Source organism: Rhodococcus sp. IEGM 1318, assembly GCF_033142465.1.
Classification (GTDB): Bacteria; Actinomycetota; Actinomycetes; order Mycobacteriales; family Mycobacteriaceae; genus Rhodococcus_F; species Rhodococcus_F qingshengii_B.
The window spans coordinates 212,391-238,241 of the sequence record NZ_JAWLSC010000004.1 but is presented as its reverse complement, the minus strand read 5'-3'; the positions used below and the strand labels follow the sequence as shown (position 1 = coordinate 238,241).

Annotated in this window: 24 protein-coding genes; 12 read left to right on the top strand and 12 right to left on the bottom strand. The window is 62.6% G+C overall.

Annotation, left to right across the window (positions count from 1 at the left end):
- Nucleotides 1-81: 81 nt before the first annotated feature.
- Nucleotides 82-843, bottom strand: a complete 762-nt coding sequence (locus R4P65_RS12055) for a decaprenylphospho-beta-D-erythro-pentofuranosid-2-ulose 2-reductase (protein ID WP_019746424.1) — start codon at nucleotides 841-843, stop codon at nucleotides 82-84.
- Nucleotides 840-2,273, bottom strand: coding sequence for an FAD-binding oxidoreductase (locus R4P65_RS12050; protein ID WP_064073587.1), 1,434 nt, complete (start codon nucleotides 2,271-2,273; stop codon nucleotides 840-842). The genes R4P65_RS12055 and R4P65_RS12050 overlap by 4 nt, the downstream gene beginning before the upstream one ends.
- A 63-nt stretch (nucleotides 2,274-2,336) precedes the next feature.
- On the opposite strand from R4P65_RS12050, the gene R4P65_RS12045 reads away from it, so the two are divergent.
- The 3 genes from R4P65_RS12045 to R4P65_RS12035 are packed head-to-tail and all read left to right on the top strand — an operon-like array spanning nucleotide 2,337 to nucleotide 4,785.
- Complete coding sequence (locus R4P65_RS12045; protein WP_302622415.1) at nucleotides 2,337-2,810, top strand: GtrA family protein; 474 nt, start codon at nucleotides 2,337-2,339, stop codon at nucleotides 2,808-2,810.
- Nucleotides 2,811-2,864: 54 nt separating this feature from the next.
- Nucleotides 2,865-3,782 carry a PIN domain-containing protein gene (locus R4P65_RS12040; RefSeq protein WP_317826648.1) on the top strand — a complete coding sequence of 306 codons (918 nt, stop codon included), beginning with the start codon at nucleotides 2,865-2,867 and terminating at the stop codon, nucleotides 3,780-3,782.
- Between the two features lie 19 nt (nucleotides 3,783-3,801).
- On the top strand, nucleotides 3,802-4,785 hold the full coding sequence (locus tag R4P65_RS12035; protein ID WP_317826647.1) for an alpha/beta hydrolase: 984 nt from the start codon (nucleotides 3,802-3,804) through the stop codon (nucleotides 4,783-4,785).
- Between the two features lie 13 nt (nucleotides 4,786-4,798).
- Here the strand turns inward: R4P65_RS12035 and R4P65_RS12030 are convergent, their stop codons facing one another.
- Entirely contained in the window at nucleotides 4,799-5,383 is a 585-nt protein-coding gene (locus tag R4P65_RS12030; RefSeq protein ID WP_317826646.1) for a TetR/AcrR family transcriptional regulator, read from the bottom strand.
- A gap of 208 nt (nucleotides 5,384-5,591) precedes the next feature.
- Between R4P65_RS12030 and R4P65_RS12025 the strand changes: the two genes are divergently transcribed.
- The 4 genes from R4P65_RS12025 to R4P65_RS12010 are packed head-to-tail and all read left to right on the top strand — an operon-like array spanning nucleotide 5,592 to nucleotide 10,163.
- A complete protein-coding gene (locus tag R4P65_RS12025; RefSeq protein WP_317826645.1) occupies nucleotides 5,592-6,383 on the top strand; it encodes a cyclase family protein in 792 nt (263 codons plus the stop codon).
- 53 nt (nucleotides 6,384-6,436) lie between these two features.
- Complete coding sequence (locus tag R4P65_RS12020; protein WP_317826644.1) at nucleotides 6,437-7,369, top strand: fumarylacetoacetate hydrolase family protein; 933 nt, start codon at nucleotides 6,437-6,439, stop codon at nucleotides 7,367-7,369.
- Entirely contained in the window at nucleotides 7,366-8,604 is a 1,239-nt protein-coding gene (locus R4P65_RS12015; protein ID WP_317826643.1) for a thiolase family protein, read from the top strand. The genes R4P65_RS12020 and R4P65_RS12015 overlap by 4 nt, the downstream gene beginning before the upstream one ends.
- Nucleotides 8,601-10,163, top strand: a complete 1,563-nt coding sequence (locus R4P65_RS12010) for an AMP-binding protein (protein ID WP_317826642.1) — start codon at nucleotides 8,601-8,603, stop codon at nucleotides 10,161-10,163. The genes R4P65_RS12015 and R4P65_RS12010 overlap by 4 nt, the downstream gene beginning before the upstream one ends.
- Here the strand turns inward: R4P65_RS12010 and R4P65_RS12005 are convergent.
- From R4P65_RS12005 to rfbA, 4 genes are read right to left on the bottom strand one after another with little or no spacing between them, the layout of a single operon-like run.
- The gene (locus R4P65_RS12005) at nucleotides 10,152-11,012 is read right to left on the bottom strand and encodes a hypothetical protein (protein ID WP_317826641.1); all 861 of its coding nucleotides are present in this window, start codon (nucleotides 11,010-11,012) and stop codon (nucleotides 10,152-10,154) included. The two genes, R4P65_RS12010 and R4P65_RS12005, sit on opposite strands and share 12 nt — an antisense overlap.
- A gap of 34 nt (nucleotides 11,013-11,046) precedes the next feature.
- On the bottom strand, nucleotides 11,047-12,138 hold the full coding sequence (locus tag R4P65_RS12000; protein ID WP_317826640.1) for a S1C family serine protease: 1,092 nt from the start codon (nucleotides 12,136-12,138) through the stop codon (nucleotides 11,047-11,049).
- Between the two features lie 52 nt (nucleotides 12,139-12,190).
- Nucleotides 12,191-12,796, bottom strand: coding sequence for a dTDP-4-dehydrorhamnose 3,5-epimerase (locus tag R4P65_RS11995; RefSeq protein ID WP_317826639.1), 606 nt, complete (start codon nucleotides 12,794-12,796; stop codon nucleotides 12,191-12,193).
- 1 nt (nucleotide 12,797) lies between these two features.
- Complete coding sequence (gene rfbA, locus R4P65_RS11990; RefSeq protein ID WP_230817618.1) at nucleotides 12,798-13,673, bottom strand: glucose-1-phosphate thymidylyltransferase RfbA; 876 nt, start codon at nucleotides 13,671-13,673, stop codon at nucleotides 12,798-12,800.
- 97 nt (nucleotides 13,674-13,770) lie between these two features.
- Between rfbA and rfbB the strand changes: the two genes are divergently transcribed.
- A complete protein-coding gene (rfbB, locus tag R4P65_RS11985; protein ID WP_230817616.1) occupies nucleotides 13,771-14,772 on the top strand; it encodes a dTDP-glucose 4,6-dehydratase in 1,002 nt (333 codons plus the stop codon).
- A 7-nt stretch (nucleotides 14,773-14,779) separates the two neighbouring features.
- On the opposite strand, the gene R4P65_RS11980 is transcribed toward rfbB, so the two are convergent.
- Both R4P65_RS11980 and R4P65_RS11975 read right to left on the bottom strand, forming a co-directional pair.
- On the bottom strand, nucleotides 14,780-15,799 hold the full coding sequence (locus R4P65_RS11980) for a YbhN family protein (RefSeq protein ID WP_058038039.1): 1,020 nt from the start codon (nucleotides 15,797-15,799) through the stop codon (nucleotides 14,780-14,782).
- A 58-nt stretch (nucleotides 15,800-15,857) separates the two neighbouring features.
- The gene (locus R4P65_RS11975) at nucleotides 15,858-16,574 is read right to left on the bottom strand and encodes a DapH/DapD/GlmU-related protein (RefSeq protein WP_317826638.1); all 717 of its coding nucleotides are present in this window, start codon (nucleotides 16,572-16,574) and stop codon (nucleotides 15,858-15,860) included.
- 110 nt (nucleotides 16,575-16,684) lie between these two features.
- Here R4P65_RS11975 and R4P65_RS11970 point away from each other — a divergent pair, with 110 nt between their 5' ends.
- Nucleotides 16,685-17,785: a DegT/DnrJ/EryC1/StrS family aminotransferase gene (locus R4P65_RS11970; RefSeq protein ID WP_230817612.1), complete on the top strand. Its 1,101-nt coding sequence runs from the start codon at nucleotides 16,685-16,687 to the stop codon at nucleotides 17,783-17,785.
- A gap of 2 nt (nucleotides 17,786-17,787) precedes the next feature.
- Nucleotides 17,788-18,768, top strand: a complete 981-nt coding sequence (locus R4P65_RS11965; protein ID WP_063315249.1) for a Gfo/Idh/MocA family protein — start codon at nucleotides 17,788-17,790, stop codon at nucleotides 18,766-18,768.
- Here the strand turns inward: R4P65_RS11965 and R4P65_RS11960 are convergent.
- Entirely contained in the window at nucleotides 18,723-20,933 is a 2,211-nt protein-coding gene (locus tag R4P65_RS11960) for a hypothetical protein (protein WP_317826637.1), read from the bottom strand. The genes R4P65_RS11965 and R4P65_RS11960 overlap by 46 nt on opposite strands.
- Before the next feature lie 145 nt (nucleotides 20,934-21,078).
- On the opposite strand from R4P65_RS11960, the gene R4P65_RS11955 reads away from it, so the two are divergent.
- Nucleotides 21,079-21,888 carry a glycosyltransferase gene (locus tag R4P65_RS11955; protein ID WP_317826636.1) on the top strand — a complete coding sequence of 270 codons (810 nt, stop codon included), beginning with the start codon at nucleotides 21,079-21,081 and terminating at the stop codon, nucleotides 21,886-21,888.
- Nucleotides 21,889-21,966: 78 nt separating this feature from the next.
- Nucleotides 21,967-23,832, top strand: coding sequence for a glycosyltransferase (locus tag R4P65_RS11950; protein WP_411742542.1), 1,866 nt, complete (start codon nucleotides 21,967-21,969; stop codon nucleotides 23,830-23,832).
- A gap of 3 nt (nucleotides 23,833-23,835) precedes the next feature.
- On the opposite strand, the gene R4P65_RS11945 is transcribed toward R4P65_RS11950, so the two are convergent.
- On the bottom strand, nucleotides 23,836-24,663 hold the full coding sequence (locus R4P65_RS11945; protein WP_042921211.1) for a TylF/MycF/NovP-related O-methyltransferase: 828 nt from the start codon (nucleotides 24,661-24,663) through the stop codon (nucleotides 23,836-23,838).
- Between the two features lie 46 nt (nucleotides 24,664-24,709).
- Nucleotides 24,710-25,780 carry a ribosome small subunit-dependent GTPase A gene (gene rsgA, locus R4P65_RS11940; protein WP_317826634.1) on the bottom strand — a complete coding sequence of 357 codons (1,071 nt, stop codon included), beginning with the start codon at nucleotides 25,778-25,780 and terminating at the stop codon, nucleotides 24,710-24,712.
- Between the last annotated feature and the right edge of the window lie 71 nt (nucleotides 25,781-25,851).

Below are 25,851 nucleotides of genomic sequence, written 5' to 3'. Positions count from 1 at the left end.
CGTCGCCGCGGCATTACGCCACGGCGACGGGGTCGAAAGGTCTGTACTCGGAGCAGTTGTTGTTTCTGGCACGGGAGGAGCTTAAACCGGCAACTTCCGGAAGATCGGGCGCGGCACGTGGCGCAGACCCATCATGACGAAGCGCCAGGGGCCGGGAGTCCAGACGATTTCCTTGCCCTTGTCCGAGGCGGCAACGGCGAGCTTCGCGACGATGTCCTTGTTGACCGTCAGCGGGGCTTCCTTGACGTGGGCACTGAACTGGGTGCGCACCATGCCGGGGCGAACGACGGTCACCTGCGGTCCGAATTCCGCGAGAGCCTCGCCGAGCCCGAGGTAGAAGCCGTCGAGGCCCGCCTTGGTGGAGCCGTAGACGAAGTTGGCACGCTTGACGCGTTCGCCGGCTACGGACGACATCGCGATGATCTTGCCGAAGCCCTGAGCCTTCATCTTCTCGCCGAGGAGAACGCCGACCGAGACGGAAGCGGTGTAGTTGACGTTTGCCACCAGAACAGCCTTGCGCTGGTTCTGCCACAGCTCTTCGGAGTCACCGTCCAACGCAAAAGCGACGATGGCGACGTCGACGTCACCGTTCGAGAACGCCTGGTCGATCACCTTCGGGTGCGATTCGAAATCAACGGCGTCGAAGTCGATGAGCTCCACCGAGGTGGCGCCCTTCGCTTCGAGCTGCTTGACCGCAGCTTCGCGTCCCGGGTCGCCGGGAAGAGCCGCCAAAATGACGCGGAGCGGCGCCTTCTTCAGGTATTCCTCACAGATGGCGAGGCCGATCTCGGAGGTTCCACCGAGAAGCAAAACGGTTTGCGGGTTACCTACAGCGTTGATCACAGTTCCAGCCTTCTGGACATATCGGAGGCGAAAACGCCTGTGGGGTCGTACTTGCGGCGCGTCGCGATCCACTCGTCGATGCGCGGGTACATGGCGTGGAAGGTTTCCGCGGACGTTCGCGAATCCTTGGCCGTGTAGAGGCGTCCACCGAATTCGAGGACACGCTTGTCGAGTTCGGTGACGAACTCGTTCAGGCCAGGCTTGATACGGAAGTCGACGCAGATGTTCCAGCCCGGGATCGGGAAGCTCAGCGGCGCCTGGTTGCCCTCGCCGAAGAGCTTGAACACGTTGAGGAACGAGTAATGCCCGCTGCGCTGGATGTCGACGATGATCTTCTTGAACTCGTCGACGGCCTCCGGCGGAACCACGAACTGGTACTGCAGGAATCCGTTGGATCCGTACGCGCGGTTCCACTCACCGAACATGTCGAGGGGGTGGTAGAACTGCGTCAGATTCTGGACCTTGCCGCGGTACTTGCCGGACTTGCGGAACCAGACCTCACCGATCGCGGTGAAGTTGAACTTGTTGGCCAGCCCGTTCGGGAAGACGTCGGGGAACGTCAGGAGCTGCGGTGCATCGAACGCGAGCGGGTTCTTCTGCAGCTTGGCCGGAAGCTGATCGAGCTTCGCCAACGATCCGCGCGAGACTGCCGCACGACCGAGCTTCGGGGGCGCGGAAATCGCGTCGAACCAGGCGCTCGAGTACTCGTAGTTGGCCTCGCTGCCGTCGCTGTGCAGCGCGATGGTCTCGTCGAGGCTGTTGGTGACGTCGCCGTCGGCGATGAAGTACGCCGTCTCGGTCGGTGTCATCTTGATGGTGGCGCGCAGGATGATGCCCGTCAGGCCCATGCCGCCGATCGTGGCCCAGAACAGCGCGGCCTTCGGGTCGTTGCGCCCGCCCTTGGGGGTTAGCGTGCGAACCTTGCCGTCGGCCGTCAGCAGATCCAATGACACAACGTGGTTGCCGAAGCTGCCTGCGCTGTGGTGGTTCTTGCCGTGGATGTCCGAGCCGATGGCGCCGCCGATGGTGACCTGGCGAGTACCCGGCAGGACCGGAACCCACAGGCCGAACGGCAGAGCAGCCTTCATCAGCTGATCCAGATTCACGCCGGCGTCGACGTCCACCAGAGCGGTGTCGCGATCGATGCGATGAATGCGGTCGAGTGCATTCATGTCGATGACCAGCCCGCCGGCGTTCTGCGCCGGGTCCCCGTACGAGCGGCCGAGGCCGCGCGCGATGACGCCGCGTCGCAGATGCGATGGCTTGGAATCGTTCTGTTCCGCAACCTGGGCGACCGCGTTCGCGATCACTTCCACGTCGGGGGTGGACAGCACCTGTGCGGTGGTGGCGGCGGTGCGTCCCCAACCGGTGAGGGTGCGGGCTTGGGTGTGGAGAGCCGGCTGCGGCGTCTCTTCTGCTGTCGTGGACATCAGGGTAGAGGTTACCTGGGAGTAGTGCCGACGGCTCCGACTCGAGTGGTTACTCTCGTCGTCGTGCCCGAAACACCTGCAAGTCACCAGCACGAACCCCACGTCCCGCTGCCCGTCGAGATTCCTGTCACGACGGACATCGCCGACGACGCGATGGACCTGAAAACGCAGATCGTCCGGTTCGTCGCGACGGGTGGGCTGTCGGCGGTCGTGGACTACGGGCTGTACGTGCTGCTCTTTGCGTTGGGATTGCCGCGCGTCGCCGCAAAATCGCTGAGCTTCGTCGCGGGCACCACGACGGCGTATCTCATCAATCGTCGGTGGACGTTCAAGGCCGAGCCTTCGCGCGCCCGCTTCATCGCGGTTGTTGCGCTGTATGCGATCACTTTTGCGGTTCAGGTCGGACTCAACGAAGTGATGGTCCATGTCTTCGATGAACATTGGTGGCGGACACCGCTGGCCTTCGTCATCGCGCAGGGCACCGCGACGGTCATCAACTTCATCGTTCAGCGGGCAGTGATCTTCAAGATCAAGTAACGGTTCGGGGTGGATTAGCGCATTCGTCCGGTTTCTCGAGAGAGAATCGAGCGCATGATCATCGTTCTCGATTCTTCGGCCCTGACCAGGGGTGCACGGTTCGACACTGCCATCGCCGACGCTCGCGCACTCGGACACCGCGTCGTCGTGCCGCGATTGGTCGTACTCGAGGTTGCGAGTCGCTACCGCGAGGAATCGGCGGAGATGATCGCGGCCCTGAGCGTCCAGGCGCGCATGTACGACCGACTGGGGCTGCGGCGCGACCTCACGAGGTTCGTCGACGCGGCTCACGACAAGGCCGACGGCTACGTCGACGACGTGATCGAAGACCTCGTGGCGATCGGTGTCGAAGTGGTCGATCCAGTTGACGTTTCGCATCTCGAGGTGGCCGAGAGGGCTATCTCGCTGCGTCGGCCCTATACCGACAAGAAGAAACGTGACGGCTACCCGGCGACGCTGAACTGGCTGACCGTGCTCGATCTCGCCGACCGCAACCCGGAGGTCGACGTCATCTGGGTCAGTTCCGACGCACGGGCATACGGCGACGGCGAAGACGGGGTCTGGCATGCGGATCTCGCACGTGAACTGGCGTCGCGCGGCCTTGAGTATCGGGTCCGCTGGGCGTCGGACATCCCGGTGATCGACGGACCGGTGCATGTGGAGGAAGTCGCTGAGCCGACCTCCGAGGCCCAGGTTGTTCAGGGTTTTGTGGAGCCGGAAGCGGTGGTTCCAGCAGAGGTTCCCGAACCCGTGGCTCCCGCAGAGGTTCCCGAACCCGCGGCACCGGCAGTAGCTCCCGCACCCAAGCCCGTTCAGCGCGCAGCGCGGACGAGAGTTGCGCCTCAGCGCATCGAACCCGCCCCGAAAGCTCAGTCCGGTGGACTGCGCGGTCTGGGCAAGGTCATCGGCGGGCGGAAACGAAAGGTCACGATCGTCGACGATCTCGACGAAGTCGACCTCTTCGGTGCCTGATCGCTTCTAATCTGGACAGATGTCTCTGTTGCCGACTGTCAGTCGTAGGACCGGAACTCGATACGGCAGGCCGAGTATCGAATCACAGGTCCTCTACAACGCGTGCCGATGGATGCTTCGGCCCGTAGTCGGGATCGCCCCGCTGACGCCTGGCGCCATGCGCCGCGCCGCAGTTCTGGACTCGGCCGCAGGTGTACGCATTCCGTCCGGGATCGATCGGGAGGCGATTCGTTTTCCGGGATTCAACGGTGAACTCGTGCGCACGGCAGGCTCGACGGCTGATCTCCGCGACGGTGTCGTTCTCTACCTGCACGGCGGCGGGTTCATGTGCTGCGGGCTCAACACGCATCGGCCGGTGGTTGCCAGCATCGCCAAGCGAACCGGCCTTCCGGTCCTGCACGTCGCGTATCGGCAGTTGCCGAGCACGAGTATCAGCGGGTCCGTCGACGACTGCCTGGGTGCGTACCGGTGGCTCCTGGAACAGGGAGCCTTGCCGGAAAAGATTGTCTTCGTTGGTGATTCGGCCGGAGGTTTCCTGGTTTTCGCGACGGCGCTTGCTGCTGTGTCCGCCGGACTCGACGTTCCGGCCGGCCTTGTCGGACTCTCACCGCTCCTCGATCTCGACTGCACCACCAAAACGGTTCACGCCAACGCTCGACGTGACGTGATCGCCCCGGTGTCGGCCTTGATGGCGATCGGAAAGCTTGGTGGACAGACGAACTCACCCGTCGACGGCGATCTGGCCGGGATGCCGCCGTCGTTGCTGATCGCCGCCGAATCCGAGGTGCTCAGAGTTGATTCGGAGGTGATGGCGCAGCGGCTCGCCGCCGCGGGGGTGGCATGCTCGCTGCAGATATGGAACGGCCAGGTTCACGCGTTTCCTGCCGTCTGGCCTGGCTTGCCGGAGAGCCGGGCGGCGCTACGTGACGTTGCCGGGTTCATTCGCACCAGGCTAGATGCGGTCCCGCCCCAGGCTGCGGGCGAAAGTTGTTCGGGAAGTTGAACTTCCGTTCCGGCTATGGACTCTCGTGCGCTCGGGCATAGATCGATTCGAGTTCGGTTATCGCTGAACGTCGATCGACGTTGTCGGGATCGAGGCGATGTTGGAGGTTGATCCCGAGAGTGCCGGCCAGAAGGGTGATGGCAACCAACTCCGGATTGGCGACCGGGGTGTCGATCGAACGCAGGTAGTCCGCGTACAGCGTGCGCATTGCGACGTACTGCTCTGCGTAGGTCTCGCGGATGGTGGACCCGGGGATCACGGCTTCGATCAGGATGGTCGAGAAAATTCGTGCCTCGGGGTACGACATCAACACGAAATTGGCTTCGATCAATGCTTCGATTCCGGTCGCCGAGGATGATGCCAACTCTGCGCGCAACTTCTCCATGCCCCACCGGAATGCGTCCTCGACGACGGCTCGTAGAAGCCCGTCTTTCGATCCGAAGTGCCAGGCCACGGACCCTCGGCTGATGCCGGATCTTTCCGCCACGGCTTGTACGGACATGGCGGCCGACCCGCCTTCCGCAGCCAGTTCGGCCGCAGCCTTCACCAGTCGCCGTCGGGTTTCCTCGGAGATCTCCTGCTTGCGTGTCGACGCCATTCGGTGTTCCTGCCTTCTTTCGTTCTCGAGTGCAGCCAATTCCGGTACGCGGTGACGTCGACGTGCCCGTCGGGGCCGAGACCTGCGTACCGGCACTCATGCTACGAGGCCGTCCATCGCACGGTCGTTTCCCTTCGCAAGAACCTCTTGCCTATGTTGATCGTCCGGTTCTATGCTGAGCGTCCAATAACTTAGCGAATGGGCGGACATGGAACTCATCGATTTGACTAGAACTCTCGATCCAGCCGATCGGGAACTACTCCCCGAGGGCCTGCAGGCGTTGGCCTCCGTCGTTGCCCCCTCCGTGGCCTACTCACACCCCACAGGTGCCGGGCGCGACGAGTTCGCGGCAGCAATGCAGTGCGGAGTTCATGATCTTCCGGACGGTGAAGGGTGGGGATCGGAGATGTTGAGTGAGTTCAACAGTCATCTGGGAACCCACGTCGACGCACCGTTGCACTACGGATCGACCTCCGAGGGCAAGCCGGCTCGCACGATCACAGACATCGCGTTGGATGAATTGTTCTGCGAGGCAGTGGTACTCGATCTGCGCGGCCGATGCAAGGCAAACCAGCCGATCTCGGTGGACGCTTTGAAGGCTGCCCTGGCGGACAATGGTGCGCCCGTCCCCCAAGGCGGTGCAGTGTTGCTTCGGACCGGACAAGAGAGCTTCACCTTGGCCGATCCAGGGTTCTTTCAGTATCCAGGGATGAGTCGCGAAGGCACGCTGTTTCTCGCCGAGCAAGGCGCAAAGGTGTTGGGCACCGACGCTGCCGGCTGGGACTTGAGCTTTGCAGTCATGGCGCAGAAGTTTCGTGAGACCGGGGACAACTCGGTTCTCTGGGACGGACACCGGGCCGGACGCGAACGTGAAGTATTCATCGTTCAGCAGCTGGCGAACCTCGCGGCGCTTCCGCCATCGGGATTTCACGTGGCGTTCTTTCCGATCAAGCTTGCGCGTGCCAGCGCTGCCCCGGCTCGTGTGGTCGCGTTCGTCTGAGCCGAATTCCCACCTCACGCACCGAACAATTCAGTGAAAGGTATTGATTCACAGTGAAACTTGCGACCGTCGAATACGAAAAGACCCAGCAAACGGCTCTGGTGACTGGCACCGGCGAGCAGCTGTTGTTACTCGAGCGAGCTCATCAAAGTGTGACGGGAAGACTGGCTCCCGAACTGGAAACCATGCAAACCATCATCGAAGGTGGTCCGGCGGCACGGGAGATCCTGGATCGGCTCGCAGACGAGTTGCCGGCAAGTGCGATCGTCGACTCGGGTGATGTGCGCTGGATGTCGCCGCTTCCTCAGCCGGTCCAGATCCGAGACTTCGGCTGCTTCATGGATCACTTCCGCAACGCTCGCGCCCGAATTCAAGGGGTCGAGCTCGAGGACGTCGAGCTGCCGAAGATCCAGTTGGAGCGCCCGCTGTATTACATAGCGAACCGATTGGCCGTGACCGGGCACGAATCTGACGTCGTGTGGCCAGAGTACTCGAGCTTGCGCGACTACGAACTCGAATTCGCCTGTGTACTGGGGCGCGGTGGTACCGACATCTCACGCGCGGACGCACCCGCGCACATTTTCGGCTACACCATCTTCAACGATTTCAGCGCCCGCGATACTCAGCTCGAGGAGATCTCCACCGGACTCGGTCTCAGTAAGAGCAAGGACTTTTCGAACGCAAATGTCCTCGGGCCCTGGATCGTGACCGCCGACGAAGTCGGTGACCCCTATCAGCTCGAGATGACCGCGAGAATCAACGGCGAAGAGGTGAGCCGAGGAACCAGCGCCGACATGGACCATCGTTTCGAGGACGTGATTTCGTTTGCCTCGACCTCCACGCGGTTGTACCCGGGTGAGGTCTTCTGTTCCGGCACCGTGCCGAGTGGATGTGGCTTGGAGCACGGGCGGTTCCTCGAGCCGGGAGACGTAGTCGAACTCGAGGTCACAGGCCTCGGTGTATTGAGGAATCGAGTAGTGGCGTGAGCGGCGAAGTCATGGTTCTCGGTGTCGGCGCGACCCCCTTTGGGCGGCACGCGGATACCTCGGCCTCGGAATTGGCGGGGCGTGCGGCGATCGATGCCGTCGAAGACGCGGGCCTGACCCGCGGTGACGTCGGTGCGGTCTTCTACGCGACAGTCAGCCAGAAGGCGATCGACCGGCAGCACATGATCCCAGGCCAGATTGCCTTGAGGCCATACGGTTTCGGGGGAGTCCCGGTCGTCAATGTCGAAAATGCCTGCGCCGGCGGCGCAACTGCACTCTGGCTGGCGATCGCCCACGTTCGCGCCGGTCTGTCCGAGGTCGCGTTGGCGGTCGGGGTGGACAAGCTGGTGTGTTCGGATCCGGCTCGAAGTCTGGAGGTGTTCGACGGTGCACTCGACGTTGCGCATCGCGACGAGACGCTCGCGGGCCTTGCCTCCCTGTCCGCTCCGCTGCCGGATGCACTCGGATCGCAGGGTGAGCGGTCGGTGTTCATGGAGATCTACGCTTCTCTTGCCCGGGCGCACATGGAGAGATTCGGAACCACCGAGTTCGAGCTCGCGTCCGTAGCAGCCAAAAATCATGCGCATTCCGTGCACAATCCGCGGTCGCACTTTCGCAAACCCTTCAGCGTCGAAGAGGTGCTTGCCGCAAGGCGAGTCGCGTGGCCTCTGACCGTTCTGATGTGCTCGCCCGTCAGTGACGGTGCAGCGGCGGTCATTGTGACCAGTGCGGACTTTGCTCGAAGGCACGATTCCTCTCGGCGGGCGGCGCAGGTACTCGGTTGCAGCTTGGTGTCAGGCACGGATCGGGCCGCAGATGATGTGGAGAGTCACATCGGCCGCCGCGCAGCAATGAGCGCATACGAGGAAGCCGGACTCGGGCCAGGCGATGTGGATGTGGCAGAGGTCCACGACGCCACGGCCTTCGGTGAAGTACAGCAGGTCGAGAATTTGGGGTTCTGCCCGATCGGTGAGGGCGGCGCGTGGTCTGCGTCCGGTGCGAGTTCATTGGGAGGCGTCCGTCCGGTGAATCCGTCAGGTGGGCTCGAATCCCGTGGTCATCCGGTCTCGGCAACGGGACTGGCACAGGTCTTCGAACTTGTCACGCAGTTGCGTGGACAAGCAGGGCGGCGACAAGTTCCGGGTGCTCGAATCGCGGTCGCAGAGAACGGCGGAGGTCTCTACGGCATCGAGGAAGCCGTCGCCGCGGTCACGATCTTGGGAGGACCACGATGAACGCGAACATGATGACGCCGGAAACGATGAACGAGGAACCGACGACGCCAGGCTTGCACGCGCAAGCGGTATATGCGGATCTGATTCTGTCGGCGCTGCGGCGCCGACCAGACCACATCGCGTTTCGATTCACGGATCGGAACGGTGATCGGGCCGAGCTGACGTATCGGCAGACCGCGGAACAGATCGAGCGGATTGCAGGTGTCTTCAGTAGCCTCGCTATGCCGGACGGAGGCGGGGTCGCCCTGCTTGCGGGTCCGTGTCCTGAAGCATTCACGGTCATGGCGGCAGCGTGTCTGGCAGGCGTGCGCTACACGGCACTCCATCCGCTCGCGACCGAAGAGAACGACAGAATGGTGCTGAAAGACAGTGGTACCGATCTCCTGTTGGTTGCCGACGGACAGTTCCAGGCGCGCGCCGAAGCGGCGCAGACTCGAGTGATGTCACTGTCAGCTCTCGAATCGGCATGTGAATTGGCTGCGACAGGAACAGGTTCGGTCTTCTGCGGTCACGGTCGAGCTTTGTATCTCTTCTACACCGGTGGAACTACCGGTGAGCCGAAAGGCGTCATGCTGAGAGACCGGTCCTTGGTCGCCAATGCCTGGGCCTGCACCACGTGGGAGTGGCCCTCGAATACCAACATGCTGCTTACTACGCCGATGTCTCATGCTGCCGGTCTGCTCGTCGCGCCTGGGCTGATGCGAGGTGCAAGCTTCGAGCTGCACAGGTCGTTCGACCCGGACAGGGTTGTCGACGCAATTGAAAATGACGGAGTCACAGCTACATTCGTAGTTCCTACGATGCTATACGCCTTGCTCGATCATCCACGCCTGTCGGATGCGAATCTGTCCGGGCTGAACTGGATGCTTTACGGTGCTGCACCCATCGACCCCACCAGGCTCGCGCAGGCAGGGGCGGTGTTCGGGCCGATCCTGAGTCAGCACTACGGTCAAGCCGAAGCACCGAATGCGTTGACGGTACTCGATACACGTGAGCACGGGGACGATCCCGTAGTTCTGGGGAGTTGTGGGCGCGCGATGCCAGGTGTCGAAGTGGTGTTGCTTGACGAGCAGGGAAACGAGACGGCGACGGGGGTACCCGGGGAGCTTTGTGTGCGAGGTCCGCTCGTGATGGACGGCTATTGGAACAAACCCGAACAAACCGCTGCAGCGCTCGCGAATGGGTGGTTGCACACCGGCGACGTTGCTCGGACCGACGAAAGTGGGCTCATCTCGATCGTCGACCGCATCAAGGACACGATCATCAGTGGTGGATTCAACGTCTATCCGCGCGAAGTCGAGGACTCACTCGGACATCATCCCGCGGTGGCCGCATGTGCAGTATTCGGTGTCCCCGACCCTCAATGGGGAGAAGCGGTTACCGCCGCAGTCGTGCTGAAGACGGGATGGTCGGTCACACCCGAGCAGCTCATCGCACACGTGAGATCGCACAAGGGCCCGATCTGGGCGCCCAAGGAGATTTCGATTCTGGAAGCGCTGCCGCTCACTGCTTTGGGGAAGATCGACAAGAAGGCACTCCGAGGCGCGTCACAGACCTAGTGACGCGACAACTGCCCGTGCGAGGGCGTCGGCAGATCCAGGGGCGAATGGCAGAAAGAGTTCGGGCTCGATCAGTTCCACTTCCATGAGCAGTGGCTGATCCACCGGTCCCACGACGTCTACACGCGCATAAAGCAATTCGCCGGGGCCGCACGGAGCTGCGGCCAGTGCCGCGTCCGCCACCGCGAGTTCGGCGGCGGACGGTTCGTGGAGGTGGTTGGTTCCGCCGTGGTATTCCTGCACACGGAAGTCGTTGGCGGCCGGGATCTTCCGGACAGCGTGCGAGTAGCGTCCGCCGATGTGGATGATCGAGCGCTCGCCGTCGACGACGTCCGAGATGAATGGCTGGACCAATGCGTCGTTGCCACTCTCGAGGATGGAGCTGAGGTGAGCGTGGGCCTGCGCGGACCCGGAGGCAAATTTTCCGACTCCGACAGCGCCGGCGGACACCGCAGGCTTGACGATGACGTCGACACTCTCGAACGAAGGGAGGGTGAGTGTTTCGCTCTTTCCGGCGGTGAGCACAGCGGTGGGGACGATGGGTACCCCTGCTACTGCAAGTTCGGTCAGGTATCCCTTGTGGGCGTTCCACTTGACGATCGCGAGGGGATTGGCGATCGGAACGGTCAGCTGATCGAGAACGGTGAGAAACTCCTCGAGACGCTGCGTGTAGTCCCATGTAGACCGGATCAGAACCAGGTCGGCGTCGATGTCGCGGAGGGACGGACTCGACCACGGCGCCATTGTCGACGCAATGCCGTAGGTGGTGAGAGCTTCCATGACGAGTTTGCTTTCGACATCCGCCTCGCGGGCGGCGCCGTCACAGGTGAGGAGAAGAACCGTGGTCATGCGACGATGCTTTCACGGCTAGAGCTTTTCGAGGCTAGCGAGGTGGTCCCTCGTCGAGAACCAAGGACCCGGCCCCGGGCTGCCCCGTCGCGTCTACCCACGTCAGCGCGACGGTGTCGCCGGGGCGGCGTGAGCTCATCGCCGCATTGAGGTCCGCGGACGACGCGATCCGGCTGCCCCCGAACTCCGTGATGACCGCGCCTTTGGTGAGCCCCACCCCTTCGGCCGGCGAATCGAAGCTCACGGCAACAACTTCGGCGCCGGGCGGCATTTCTGCGTGGTCCTTCACCGCGACGCCGAGTACGGGCGTCGGTCCCACGCGCACGGCCTCGGAGGAGCGGCCATCGAGCACCTGCTCGACGATCGGTAGTGCCGTGTCGATCGGTATCGCGTAGGACTGAGGGGCCGGTGAGGTTTCGGTGCGTTCGGTGACGGCGTTGCCCGCGCTGCTGACGCCGATCAGCTCTCCAACGGCGTTGACCAGGGGGCCACCGGAATCGCCAGGCCGGATGTCCGCGTCCACCTCGATGAGGCCCTTCAACTGGTTTCGCGATCCGTCGGACACGTTACGGGTGTTGACGGTGACACCGAGGTTGGTGATGACGCCGGGAGCCGGGACGGGTACTCCGCCGCCTTCGGCATTTCCGATTGCGGTGACGGCGTCCCCACGAGCGGCTTCCACGGACTTGCCGACCACTGCCACCGGCAGATCGGTGGCGCCCGCGAGACGCAGGACGGCAAGGTCGCTGACACTGTCGTAACCGAGGATCTCAGCGTCGTAGATCAGTCCGTTGGACATGCTGACGGCGGTGACGTCCGAGGCTCCGCTGATGACGTGGTGATTCGTGAGCACCACCCCGTCAGGGGAGAGCACGATCCCGGTTCCTGCGGTGGTGGTGAATCCGGCCGGCGCGGTGATGGTGACGATGGTGGGGACCACCCGGGCCGCGAGTTCCTCCGGGGAGAGCGGAACAACCGGCGCGGGTGGGGTGGTCGTGATGACCGTGACGGGGGCGGACTCGATCGTGCCTGGAGTCAGAGGCGGTGCGACCAGTGCGAGGGCGCCGAGTCCGGCTGCGAGAACGACGGCCGTCCACAGGCCGCGTCTGCTCGCACGTTTGGTCATCCAGCCGTCCGTCCCGCCGGTCGTCATCCCATCGAGTCGTGAAAGGTGAAGATTACCGATTCGGCGAATCTTCGGCCACAAAACCGGGCAACAGGCCGTCTGCGCGGAGCGTCGACAGGGACGGTGCGGCGGCGTCCTTTGCGGAGAGCTCGTAGGTCAGGGGGTTGCCGTTACGGTCTGTCTTCGGCCATTCGATCGCGAGTTCCGGATCGAAGGGATCGAGGTCGCGGTCCAGGTGGGGGGCGTATTCGATGCTGCACAGGTACATGACTGTCGATCCGTCTTCGAGTGAAAGGATCGCGTGGCCGAGGCCTTCCGCCAGGAACACCGCTCGCCGATCGACGTCGTCGATCACCACCGCATCCCACTCGCCGAAGGTCGGTGATCCGACGCGCAGGTCTACGACAACGTCGAGGAAGGCACCTTTCACGCAGGTGATGTATTTCGCCTGTCCGGGCGGATTGTCGGTGAAGTGGATCCCACGGAGGCTACCGGCTTCGGAAACCGAGCAGTTGGCCTGCGCGAGATCGAGAGTGCGGCCGGTCGCGGCGGTGAAGGCGGAGCTTTTGAACCATTCGAGAAAGACACCGCGGTTGTCGCCGAACTGCTTCGGCGTAATTTCCCAAGCTCCGGCGATCTTCAGTGGACGAATTTCCACGTCACCATTCCTTGCCGTGCTCGAGCAGCTCGAGTAGGTAGTTGCCGTACCCGGATTTGCCCAATGTTTCTGCCTGAGTGCGTAATTGGTCGGAGGTGATGAATCCTTGACGCCACGCGACCTCTTCAGGTGAACCGATCTTGAGACCCTGGCGGTGTTCGATGGTCCTCACGTAGTTTGCAGCCTCGAGCAAGGAATCGGGTGTGCCGGTGTCGAGCCACGCGGTTCCGCGGGGGAGGACGTCGACAGAGAGTTTGCCTGCTTCGAGATAGCGCTGGTTGATATCGCTGATTTCGTATTCGCCACGCGCAGAGGGCTTCAGAGTGCGTGCGATGTCCACGACGTCGCTGTCGTAGAAGTAGAGGCCGGGGACTGCGTAATTGGATTTCGGTGACGTCGGCTTTTCCTCGATGGACACCGCGCGACCCGAGTCGTCGAATTCGACGACGCCGTAGGCGGTCGGATTCGAGACCCAGTAAGCGAATACGGCTCCGCCGTCGATGTCGGAGAAACGCCTGAGTTGGGTTCCGAGGCCGGGGCCGTAGAAGATGTTGTCGCCGAGGACGAGCGCCACGGAGTCGGATCCGATGTGCTCTGCGCCGAGGGTGAATGCCGTTGCGAGGCCGTTCGGTTCGTGTTGCACTGCATACGTGAGGTTGACGCCGAATTGTGAGCCGTCGCCGAGAACTCGGCGGAATTGTTCGGCGTCGTGTGGGGTCGTGATGATCAAGATGTCGCGAATGTCGGCGAGCATGAGAGTGGAGAGCGGGTAGTAGATCATCGGCTTGTCGTAGACAGGCAAGAGTTGCTTGCTCACTCCGAGGGTGATCGGGTGCAACCGCGACCCGGTGCCACCGGCCAGAATGATTCCGCGCATGCGTGCAGTGTCCTGCACTCCTGCCTGCCGACGCAAACGGACATGACACGCCCGGCCGCTAAAGTGGGGGTTCGTCCGATGAGCCTGAGGAGATGAAGTGCGACTACTGGTCACCGGGGGTGCCGGCTTCATCGGTGCCAATTTCGTTCATCAGACGGTGTCGACTCGTCCCGACGTGGAAGTCACGGTTCTCGACGCTCTGACCTACGCCGGAAATCGCCAGTCCCTGGCGTCGGTCGAGGACCGGATCACGTTCGTTCACGGCGACGTGGCCGACGAGCCACTGGTCGACGATCTTGTCTCGCGCTCCGACGCAGTTGTGCACTTTGCTGCCGAAAGCCACAACGACAATTCCCTCGCCGACCCCGAACCGTTTCTGCGCACCAACGTCATGGGTACGTTCTCGCTCCTGCAGGCAGTGCGTTCACACGGGGTCCGCTATCACCACATTTCCACCGACGAGGTGTACGGAGACCTCGAACTGGATGATCCGACGAAGTTCACGGAGACGACACCGTACAACCCGTCGAGTCCCTACTCGGCGTCCAAAGCGTCGAGTGATCTGTTCGTGCGCGCCTGGGTGCGCTCGTTCGGGATCGCGGCAACCATCTCGAACTGCTCCAACAATTACGGCCCGTACCAGCATGTGGAGAAGTTCATTCCACGCCAGATCACCAATCTGATCGACGGGGTACGTCCTCGGTTGTACGGGGAAGGTCGCAACGTCCGCGATTGGATTCACGTCGAGGACCACAACCGCGCCGTCTGGGACATCCTTGACCGCGGAAAGTCCGGTGAGACGTATCTGATCGGCGCTGACGGTGAAACCGACAACCGGACGGTGATTGCGACTCTGCTCGAAATTTTCGGACGCAAGCCGGACGATTTCGACTTCGTCACCGACCGCCCTGGTCACGATTTGCGGTATGCGATCGATTCGACGCGACTGCAGCAGGAACTTGGGTGGAAGCCGCAGTACCGAGATTTCCGAAGCGGACTGGAAGCCACCGTCGAGTGGTATCGCGACAACGAACAGTGGTGGCGTCCGCAGAAGGCCGGCGTCGAGACGCAGTATTCCGCGTCCGAGAAAGTGGTCTGACCGAACGTCAGGCTTTGGTGGGGTCCGGCACTCGGGAACGTTCGTGCACGAGTGCATTGCGCAGGCCTCGTGATCCCGACAGTGCAGCCACGACGCCGGCAAAGACTTCACAGAGGGTGAACAGCAGCCTCGACGCCAGTGCGAGGCCTAGCGCGACGCCGGCATCCATGAACGGTGAAAGCGCGGCGACGATGACGGCTTCGCGGACACCGATTCCGGACGGGACGACGAACACGAGGACGCCCGCGCACATACCGAGGGCGAGAGCGCCGATGCACTGGACGAGCCCACGGATTTCGAAGCCGGCCGAACTGGACGCGAGTAGCCACAACTGGATGCCGTAGAGCACCCAGCTTGCTGCGCACCAGCCCAATGCGAGCGCAATCTTGTGCATCGTGAGCGGCTTGTGCAGCGGCGTGCGGCGGAGCAGTTTCAGCGCGAGGTTCACCAGGCGAGTGAGCACCGGAGGGTAGGCGCAGACCAATGCGATCGGTACCAGGATGATCACGCCGACCGCTGCCGCCGTGCTGACCTCGAACAGGGCAGGTAGACCGAAGAGGCCGACGACCAGCGCCGAAGTTGTGCTCAATCCCACCGTGACCAGCACTGCGACAAAGCCTGCGGCGCGGGACACACCGGCGCGCCTCACGAGTTCCGTTTGCAGAACGAAGGCCCAGACACTGCCGGGAAGGTACTTGCCGAGTTGGCCGACCAGATAAGCGCGAGCGGCGTCGAAGGCCGGGATCGGTTGTTCGAGGGCGCCGAGTGCGTGTTGCCAGGCCCGCACTGCGGCACCCATACCGAGGAAGATGAACACCGACGAGGCGGCAAGCGTCCACCAGTTCAGCTCGGTGATCGTGTTCTTGACCTCGGACCACTGGGACTTCACCGCGAAGATGATCGCGACGACGATCGCGAGGGTGACGAGGACCTTGAATCCGTTGACGAGAAGGCCGCGTAGAGCGTTCGGCTCTGCTGCCGGTTCGACGTCTTCGACCGGTTGTTCAGATTCGGGAGAGGTACTCACGCGCCTGCATCCCGCCCGTTCGTCATTTCGCAGACGATACCAACCAGGATTTGTCTCGCTAAACCACGAGCGGTTTGTCGGCGCGTTCCCGCCACCAGGTGAAGGCTTCCGAGAGCGAGTCCGGAATGGCCGGTGACGTGCCGAAGCTGCCGGCGGTGTAGAGATCTTCGATCGCGGAAATATCCGCGTCCGCGATACCTGATCGGCTCATTCCGATTCGGTTGACACCGTGCAACGACACCGGATTGCCGAATGCCTTGGCGAAGGGCGGGACGTCCTTGACCACGACGGTTCCCATCCCGATCATGGATCCGGAGCCGATGACGCGTCGTTGGTGCGCGACAGTGTGCATGCCCAGGTTGACGCCGTCTCCGACGCTGACGTGCCCGGCAAGCGTCGTACCGGAGGACACGACGCAGCGGTCACCGATCTGCACGTCGTGCTCGATTCCCACTCTGTTCATCACGAAGCAGTCTTCGCCGATTTCGGTGCGGCGTTCGCTTCCCTGATGGACTGTGCTCAATTCGCGAATCGTCGTTCGAGCACCGATTCGAATTCCCAGACCGGCGCTGACGGACCAGGACGTCGGATGTAGCGCGCCGAGGATCTCGGGGGGAGCTCCCAAGACCGCTCCCGAGCCGATCCAGCAGTCGTCGCCGATCTCGAGTGGGCCGGTGAGTACCACGTTCGGTCCGATCGTGACTCCCGCCCCGATCAGTACGTCGGCGCCGATCACGGCGGTCGGATGGATGTGGCAGTCGGCTCGTTCAGACATGCAGGTTCCGGAATCCTCTCGAAGTATCGAATCGTGTTTCGATACGCTTCCTGGGTTGTCGGGGTATTTCGTTCCGACGACGGTCGGATGAATCTATCGGAGGTAACTCAGTGATCGCGATATCCAGTATCTCGTTCGGGGAAGAAGTCGAGCGCGAGGTGCTGGACACTCTGCGATCGGGGATCGTCGCGCAGGGGCCGAAGGTGAAGCGGCTCGAGGACGAGTTCGCGGCGCTGGTCGGGACGCGACAGGCAGTGGCGGTGAACAACGGCACGACCGCATTGATCGCGGCGCTTCAGGTCCAGGATCTTCAGCCGGGTGACGAGGTTCTGACCACGCCGTTCACGTTCGTGGCCACGCTCAATGCAATTCTCGAGGCAGGCGCGACCGCGAGGTTTGCCGATATCTCCGAGTCCGACTTCAATATCGACCCCGCTGTCGCTGCCGAGCGAATCGGTGAGCGCACGAAGGTTCTGATGCCGGTTCATCTGTACGGCCAGTCGGCGGACATGGGTGCCTTGATGCCGCTGGCATCGAAGAACGGTCTGACTGTCGTCGAGGACGCCGCTCAGGCCCATGGAGCGACGTTCGACGGGCGAGGCGCCGGCAGTTTCGGTGTGGGTTGCTTCTCGTTCTATGCAACGAAGAACCTCACGACCGCCGAGGGCGGAATGATCACGACCGACGACGACGCGATCGCCGATCGTCTTCGGGTCCTGCGCAACCAGGGGATGCGGGCGCGCTACCAGTACGAGATGGTCGGCCAGAACTACCGGATGACCGACCTTCAGGCGAGCTTGGCGCTGCCCCAGATGGCGACGTACATGCAGCAGGTCGAGGCGCGCCGCCGGAATGCGGAGGCCTTGCGTGTCGGCCTGAAGGACGTCGAAGGACTGATCTTGCCGAGCGAACTGTCCGGTCGTGGACATGTCTGGCATCAGTTCACCTTGCTGCTGGCCGAGGACGCACCGATCACTCGCGACCAGTTGAGTGAGCGTCTGGCCGCGAAGGATATCGGTAGCGGCATCTACTACCCGAAGGCCGTCTACGACTACGAGTGCTATCGCGAACATCCGCGGGTAGTCATCGACGAGACGCCGGTGGCCACTTCGGTGGCGTCGCGGTGCCTGAGCATCCCTGTCCACGCTGCGTTGTCCGCCGGCGACGTCGATCAGATCGTTGCCGCGGTACGCGGCGCCATGGAGGCCTGAAAATGACTGCTAGCAAGCCACGTATCGCTCTTGTCGGATCCGGTCAGATGGGTTCGCTGCATGCGCGGGTCATCGCGCAGTCGGCGCTGTGTGAGTTGGATCTGCTGATCGAGCCGCGCGAGGAGCAGGGCAAAGCCGTTGCTGCGCGGTTCGATACGCGTTGGGCCGCAGATTTCGACTCGCTCGACGAGATCGATGCCGTCGTGATCGCCGCCGCTACGCCTGCGCACTACGAGTTGGCCGGCCGGGTTCTCGATCTGGGGAAGCCCGTCCTGGTGGAGAAGCCGTTGGCGGCGACGTACGAGCAGAGCGTCGATCTGGTCGATCGTTCACGCGCGTCCGGTGTTCCACTGATGTGTGGACTGCTCGAACGCTTCAATCCTGCTGTTCGCACCGCCCGCGAGTTCTCCGGCGATGTGTGGCAGGTGAACGGTATCCGTCACTCTCCGTTCGTTTCCCGCATTCCGACGGGTGTCGCGACGGACCTGCTGATTCACGATATCGACCTTGCCATCGGATTTGCCGGCTCGGAACCCAGTTTGGCAAAAGGGGAGTTCGGCTACTTCCACCCGACGTCCGTGCAGAACCGGTCGGAAGATTGCGCCGACGCCGTATTGCGCTTCGGATCAGGTGCTGTTGCAACGATTTCCGCGAGTCGAATCAGTCAGCGCAAGATTCGCCAGCTGTCGTTGCTCGAGGCCGATCGACTCATCGAGATCGATCTCTTGCGTCGCGACATCACGATCTACCGGCACATCGACGACAACATGCCTACCGATCGGGACGGCTACCAGCAGCAGACGGTCATCGAAATTCCGACGATCCGTTACAGCGAGGAACCGCTTGCCGCGCAGCTGACGCATTTCCTCGGGTTGGTGCAGGGCACCGGTGACGCAGACGGTGAGCGGGCGTCGATTCTGCCCGCTCACCGCGCGGTTCACGAGGTGACGGAATCTGCTTTGGCTGCAGCGTTGTCGTCCTGACCGCTGCGTCGGCGTCGGAAGGTCCAGGCTCCTTGCGACAGCGCCAGGAGTAGTCCGACGCCGGCGACAGTCCATCCGAAAGTGTTTCCGGGCGGACTGAATTCGATGGTGAGGGCAGACCCGGACGTGGCACTCGGCGGTAGATCGACCTGCAACAACCCGCCGGGGCTCGCCTTCGTTTCGACGGTCTGACCATCCACAGTCGCCGTCCAGCCCGGCCAGGCCAGCAGGGCGAATGTGACCGTGCCGGACCCGGTGTACTCGACGGTTTCCCGGGTGTCCGTAGCGGCAGAATCGCCACGCACGTCGAGACCCGGTGTCGTTGCGGATACGCGACCGTCGGGCCATTGATGCTCGGTGGTGCGATGGCCGACCGTGACCACCCGATCCGGCGATACGGTCCACTCGCCCTCGGGTAGGGCGTCGAGCGCGCGTTTTCCGCCGTACGGTCCGGAATTCTGAACGACAACCGTATCGATTCGCATCGCGTCGAGCCAGGACACACCCGTTCCCGGCGATTCGGCGAGCAGTCGGTCGACGCCGTCCGGACACTGGACGCCGCCGTAGTAGTTCAAGCACAGCGCTTGGACGAAATCGTTGTAGCTGATTCCGGCGTAGCTGTTGACGGCGTTGACTCCGGCGGGCTGCCAGGCGTTGCCGAACAGGAGGTCACCCCACTGTCCGGTTTCGTTGTCCGGCGGGATGTTGACGGGGTCGGCGATCGCGAAAGTGGTTCCCTGGTAACGGTCCTCGAACTTGGACTCCAGGAATGCCACCTGCCGGGGGAACTTCCACGGTGTCACATTGTAGTTTCCGGTGAACCAGAAGTTGGTCTGAGCACTGAGCACGACGACGATGCCGACAGCGAGGGCGCCGGCGAGGTAACGCGGCCTTCGGTAGGCCACGACCAACGCGAAAACGGTGAGAACCACGGTGATGATCAGTGATGCCGAGTGAATGCCGATGTCTTCCGGGACATTCGACCAGGCAAGATAGAACTGAAGTGCCAACAATCCCGCAGTGATGATTGCTCTTGCCTGCATTCGATCACGATGCAGTCCTGCAGAGAGTGCGACCGCCGTGACCACGATGGCAGGCAGTTGACCGTACTCGAGCAATCGCGCGGGCCAACGGAACAGCCACAGATTCGACGGTCCCAGAAGTAGTACGACGTAGATTCCGCCGAAGACGAACAGCGAGACGCTGTGGCGGCCCAACTTCTTCAGTGACTTCCACTGAATCCACGGTGCGAGCGGTATGAGGAACCAGGCCAGGTAGACCAGCGGAATCGTCATGGCGGGCAAAGCGAAAGCGGTGACATACGGCTGGTTCGACGGACCGGAGAGGTTGAGCAGATCACCGAGATCGGGGCGAAGCGAACCGTCGTTCGCGATTCCGGACTGGGTTCGCACCGACACGCCGGTGGTGAACAGCAACGGTAGGTACACGATCAGCGACATCATGATGATCGCTGCCGCGCTGATCATCAGTGACTTTATGCTGCCTGCACGTTTGACAGCGATGCATTCCGCGATGACAGCGAGGTAGACGACCGCGACACCGACAGCGCCGTACGGATTGCCGGTGGTCATGGCGAGGTAGCCGAAAACGATCGGTACCAGAGGGTTCACCCGGCCGAGGGCGCTTGCGCGGGTTGACCACCAGACGTGGGGGATCCAGGCGAAGGCGATCAGCCCGGACGCCCAACTGGAGGCGTCGAAATAGAGCGTGTATCCGGCGAACGGCATGGCAAATCCGGCGATGAAAGCCATCGACCGATTGGCGCCGTACTGGCGGGCCACCAGGTAAACGCCGACCGCGAGAATCGCCATGAATTGCATCTTGACCAGGGTGATTCCGATTCCCAGGTTCGGAATGAGTGCAATGGCAACCGAATCCAGCAGGATTACGGGATTGTATGTCCCGTAAAGGGCTTCGGCTGTGACGTTGCCGCCGGCCCACAATTCGGGAATGAGCGTCGGCCACGAACCGGACAGGATTCGCTCGCCGATCGTGTGCCAAACAGGCGTGAAAGCTGCTGCGCTGTCGTCCCAGTAGTAGAACCACCGGTTGGAGATCAGTGGGATGGCGGCGACGATCGACACCAGAGCGGCGAGAAGAATCGGCGGCACCACGCGTTGTGCGAGCGGTAAGTCAGATTTCACGATGTGCTTTCGTCTTCGAGTCGATGGCTGTTGTTCGGAGCCTGGGTCGTGCTCTTTTTCTCGGAGCCTGGGCTGCGCCTTGTTTCTCGGAGCGTAGTATTCCGACGAGTTCGAACTGCAGTCGGGGAAGTAAGGAGATCGGGACGTGGCGACATCGCGAACGGAACCCGTTCGTGGGGAACTAGCTACGCCGGAACTCTCGGTGATCATCCCCGCATACAACTCAGGCGAGGTGCTGGAGTCGACGGTGCGTCAATTCGCCGACTACTTCACCAGCCGCCCCGCCGAGAGCGCCGGTCAGGTCGAGATCATCGTCGTGGAGAACGGTTCGACGGACAACACTGCTGATGTGTGTGCTGCTCTGGCAGCTTCCTGGTCTTGGCCTGGAGTGACCTTCCTGCCGATGAGCAGCGACAAAGGGATGGGCGCAGCGCTTCGCGCCGGGACGCTTGCTTCTCGTGGACGACGCGTGTTGCTCACCGCGGACGACCTTCCGTTCGGTTTCGGTGACATCGAAGGCGCCGACCGCGTGATGGCGGATCTAGGGTCCGTCCCGCCGGTAGTCATCGGTTCGAAGGCCCATTCGGAATCAGAGGTGGAACGTGGCCTGCTGCGTTCGGTGATGACGGGTGGATTCGCGACGCTACGACGGGTGGTGCTGGGCACCCGCACGGGCGACCCCCAGGGGACATTCATCGTCGACGGCGTTTTGCTGCGTCGAATCGCACCCTCGCTGACCGAGCGTGGATTCCTTTTCACCACCGAATTGGACTACGCGCTCGAATTGGCTGGGGTGCGCCCGGTCGAGGTCCCGATCCGACTCAGCGACGATCATCTGGCGCACGCGAGCCGTATCTCGCCCAAGGACGTGATCCAGATGGCGAAGGGTTTGTTGTCGCTTCGTCGGCGAAAGACCGAGCTGCGCTCCGCCGCTGCAGTGAGTAATCACGGGTAATCGCGGGTAGACCTGGTGTGACTCGGTGCCCGGGGCGCCGAGGTGCGGATTCGCGATACCCTGCGGGGCGTGGATACCGTGAACACGACCGATGACCAGTCCGATTCCGGAGTCGAGTTGATCGAACGCAGCGCGACGTCAGATCGACTGCTGGCGCAGCGGACGTTGTTCACCGGAACTTCGCCCGTCGCCAGTGACGAACTGTATGCGGTGACCAAGGTCGGTATGTCGACGCGATCGCGGTTCGAGTTGCGGCTTCAGCCGGGCGCGGTCGCGCACACCAATACCTTCTTCGGTCGTTTTCCGGCCAGCTACTGGCAGCGCTGGACCAATGTCACCGAGGTCACCGTCACTGCACATGTCGTGGCCGATACCGCTTGCCGCATCCAGATCCAGGCCTCGGACATCGGTGGCCACCGTCGTATCGTGACGAACGTCGTCGTGACCGGCGAAGAGCGAGTGTCCATGACCGCCCCGCTCGATACTTTCGTCGACGGTGGTGCGCTGTGGCTGCAGTTCGAAGCGCAGGGCGGCGACGCAGTGGTCGACGATGTGGAATGGACCGTCGTCTCGCCGGAGTCGATTCGCCCGGTAGCCGTGGCGATCTGCACGTTCAATCGCGCGGACGACTGTGCACGCACGGTCGAGGCCCTCGCGTCCGACGAGCGTGTACTCGCGTTGCTCGACGCTCTGTACGTCGTCGATCAGGGAACGGATCCGGTAGAGAGCCGTGAGCTGTTCCAGGAAGTGTCGAAGAAGTTCGGTTCGCGGTTGCAATATCTGCGGCAGGCGAATCTGGGTGGTGCCGGCGGATTCACCCGGGGCCTGTACGAGGCTTCGGCGGCCGGACCGCACGCCGACGTGATCTTGATGGACGACGACATTCTGTGCGAACCCGAATCGGTTCTTCGACTGAGCGCGTTTGCGAACATGACGACTGAACCGGCGTTGATCGGTGCCCAGATGCTGTTCCTGTTCAACCCCGACTACCTGTTGGCTTCAGGTGAACGCGTCGATCTGGGCACGCTTCAGCGTGGTGTACCGACCGATGAGCACGGTGTTCGCAACCGGAGTGTGCTCGAGAAGCTGCCGGAACGTCGCGTGGACGCCGAATACAACGGCTGGTGGTCTTGCCTGATCCCTGCTGAAGCCATCGAGCGGATCGGCTTGCCACTGCCGGTCTTCTTCCAGTGGGACGACGTCGAGTACAGCTTGCGGGCCGGGCGGGCCGGGATTCCCACCATCACGTTGCCGTCGGCGGCTGTGTGGCATGCGGACTTCTATTGGAAGGACGTCGATGGTTTTGCGCACTACTTCAGTACGCGCAACGGACTGATCACCGCTTCGCTCGACCCAGGGTTTGCACCCAAAACTCTCGCGAAGCAACTCTCCCGCGACATTTCGCATTCGATCGTCGGTTTGCAGTACGGCCTTGCACACACGCAACTCCGGGCGATCGAGGGATTCCTCGAGGGGCCGGAAGGTTTGGCGGACGGTGGACAGGAGGCGCTTGCCGCGATAAACCAGGAACGTAAGCGCTTCCCCGAGACGGTAACTCGCCCGGCGTCGGAGTTGCCGGGAAGGCTGCCGATCCGTCGCGTTGCGCCCAGCCCGAAACCCGGTTTGTGGACAGACCTGGTTCTCGCGAAACGTGCTGTGATGCAGGCACGCAATCATCTCGAGCGGGGTCCGGTGGCGATCTCGTACGAGGATGCGCAGTGGTGGCACGTCGGACGTTTCGATCACGTCTTCGTCACCGATGCTTCGCAGGGAGGCGTGCGTGAACGCCGCTTCGACAGCGAGAAGGCCGCCGAGATGAGCGGCCGCCTCGCCGGCGTGATGAAGAGGTTCCTCGCCGAAGCGCCAAGTGTTGCTGAGGCATTTGCTCGAGAGTTCCCGCAGCTCACCAGCCGCGAGAACTGGGCCCGCCTGTACGAGAAGTGAGCGTTAGCGCACTATCTTGGCGATGACCTGCTCGTTGTCGACGGTGTACCCGAGGTATTCGAACGAGATGCCGGTGCGTGTGACGAACTCCGTCCACGCCCGGTACTCGTGCTGCTGCCACCCGGGATAGTTGAAGAACTCGTCGAAGACGACGATCGACCCGGGTACCAGTCGGTCGCCGAGGAGATCGAGTACCGTCTTGGTGGACGAGTAGAGGTCGGCGTCGAGGTGCAGGAACGCAACAGGGCCGGGTTCGTCGTTCAGAAACGAGGGCAATGTGTGCTCGAAGAGGCCCGGAACAAGTTGCGCCCCTGGGACTTCGGGGATAGATTCCTGAGCGAACTCGCCGGCCGGGAACCCGGTACGCCAGGTCTCCGGAAGACCGGAGAACACGTCGAAACCTGCGACGGTCCCCTCACGTTCGGTGAATGCCTCCGCGACGATCCTGAGTGTGGTTCCGCTGGCGACGCCGAATTCGAGTGCCATGCCGGGTATTTCGATCAAGCCCAATGCGTGGCGCAGCGTGTCGTGCGGGTGGCCGAATGTCTCCGCGACTCGAAGGTGTTCGAGGATGAACTCGGCAGTCGACGCTGTCGCTTCCAGGTCTACGGCGTAGGCCAAATCCCGACGCTGGCGAAATTCCAGCTCGTCGATCCTGGACCGGAGGCCCGCGATGTCACCGCGGGCCTCGGCCAGTTCGTCACGTGAGAGTGCCAGCGCGTCGAGGATCTGTTGCGTGCGATCTGCGTTGCGCCGGTCGGCGGCCTCGACCACCTCGGATACCGCACGCTGAAGCTTGGTTCTGGCGCTGGAACGGAACTGCTCGAACATGGCAACCTCTCGTCGGGATCACTCCCATGCTGCCAGGCTTTCTACGCTACAGGTCCCGACCGCGGTAGTGACTCTTGAGCTGTCTGGAGATCACCTTGATCTCCCGCGTCCTCTCTGCCTGCAGACGAGCATCGCTTCGCGCGGCGTTCCATGCGTTCTCTCGCTGTAGTTTCCGGTAGCTCGCAAGTCTCCGTTCGTCGATATCACCGCGCCCGAGTGCGCTCAGGACTGCGCATCCCGGCTCGGAGTTGTGTGCGCAATCGGAGAACCGGCATTCTGCAATCAGCTCCTCGATCTCGGGGAACGCCTTGTCGATCCCCTCCGCCGCGTTCCACATGCCGACCCCTCGCAGACCGGGTGTGTCGATCAGCGTCCGGCCGCCGGAGAAGGGAATCAGTTCTCTCGTGACGGTGGTGTGGCGTCCCTTTCCGTCGCCGGCCCGAACGCGACCGGTCTCGAGTCGGTTGTTGCCGGTGGTCTCTGCGAGGAGGGCGTTCGCAAGCGTCGACTTGCCGGCGCCGGATGGACCGAGTATCGCCACGGTGCCGTCCAGAACTGCATCGAGTACATCCATTCCTTCGTTGGTCTCGGCACTGACAGCCAGCACTGTTGCGCCGGGCGCAATGGCGGAGACTTCGGCGAGAGTGTCGGAGATATATTGAGCTGCATCGGATTTGGTGAGTGCGACGACAGGTGTTGCGCCGCTCTCCCAGGTGAGTGCGAGTAGACGCTCGATGCGCCCGAGATCGACATCGCCGTCCGAAGCCGTGGCAATGACGACGGTATCGACATTCGCGGCCAGGGTCTGGCCTTCCGATTTTCCGGACGCCGAGGACCGAACGATGCTGCTCGATCGGGGGAGTATCGAAGTGACCGTGTGCATCTCGGGTTCGCGTGAGTCCCGTATCTCGGCAACGGTCACCCAGTCACCCGTGCAGAGCGGATCGCTGCCGGTGAGTGCGCGAACTGTGCCTTCGGCGACGGCCACGTCGCACCGGCCGCGGTCGACGCGAAGAACGCGCCCGGGTGCGGAGTCCGGTGGGGCCAGGGTAGTGAATGTGTTCGAGAGTGTTGCGTTCCAACCGTATTCGGTCAGGGGCGTGTTGTTTTCCGGCATGGTGATTGTGTCCTCGAGTACGAAGAAGTGTGAATGTTGACGGTGCTGAAACTGCGGAACACGACAGTCAT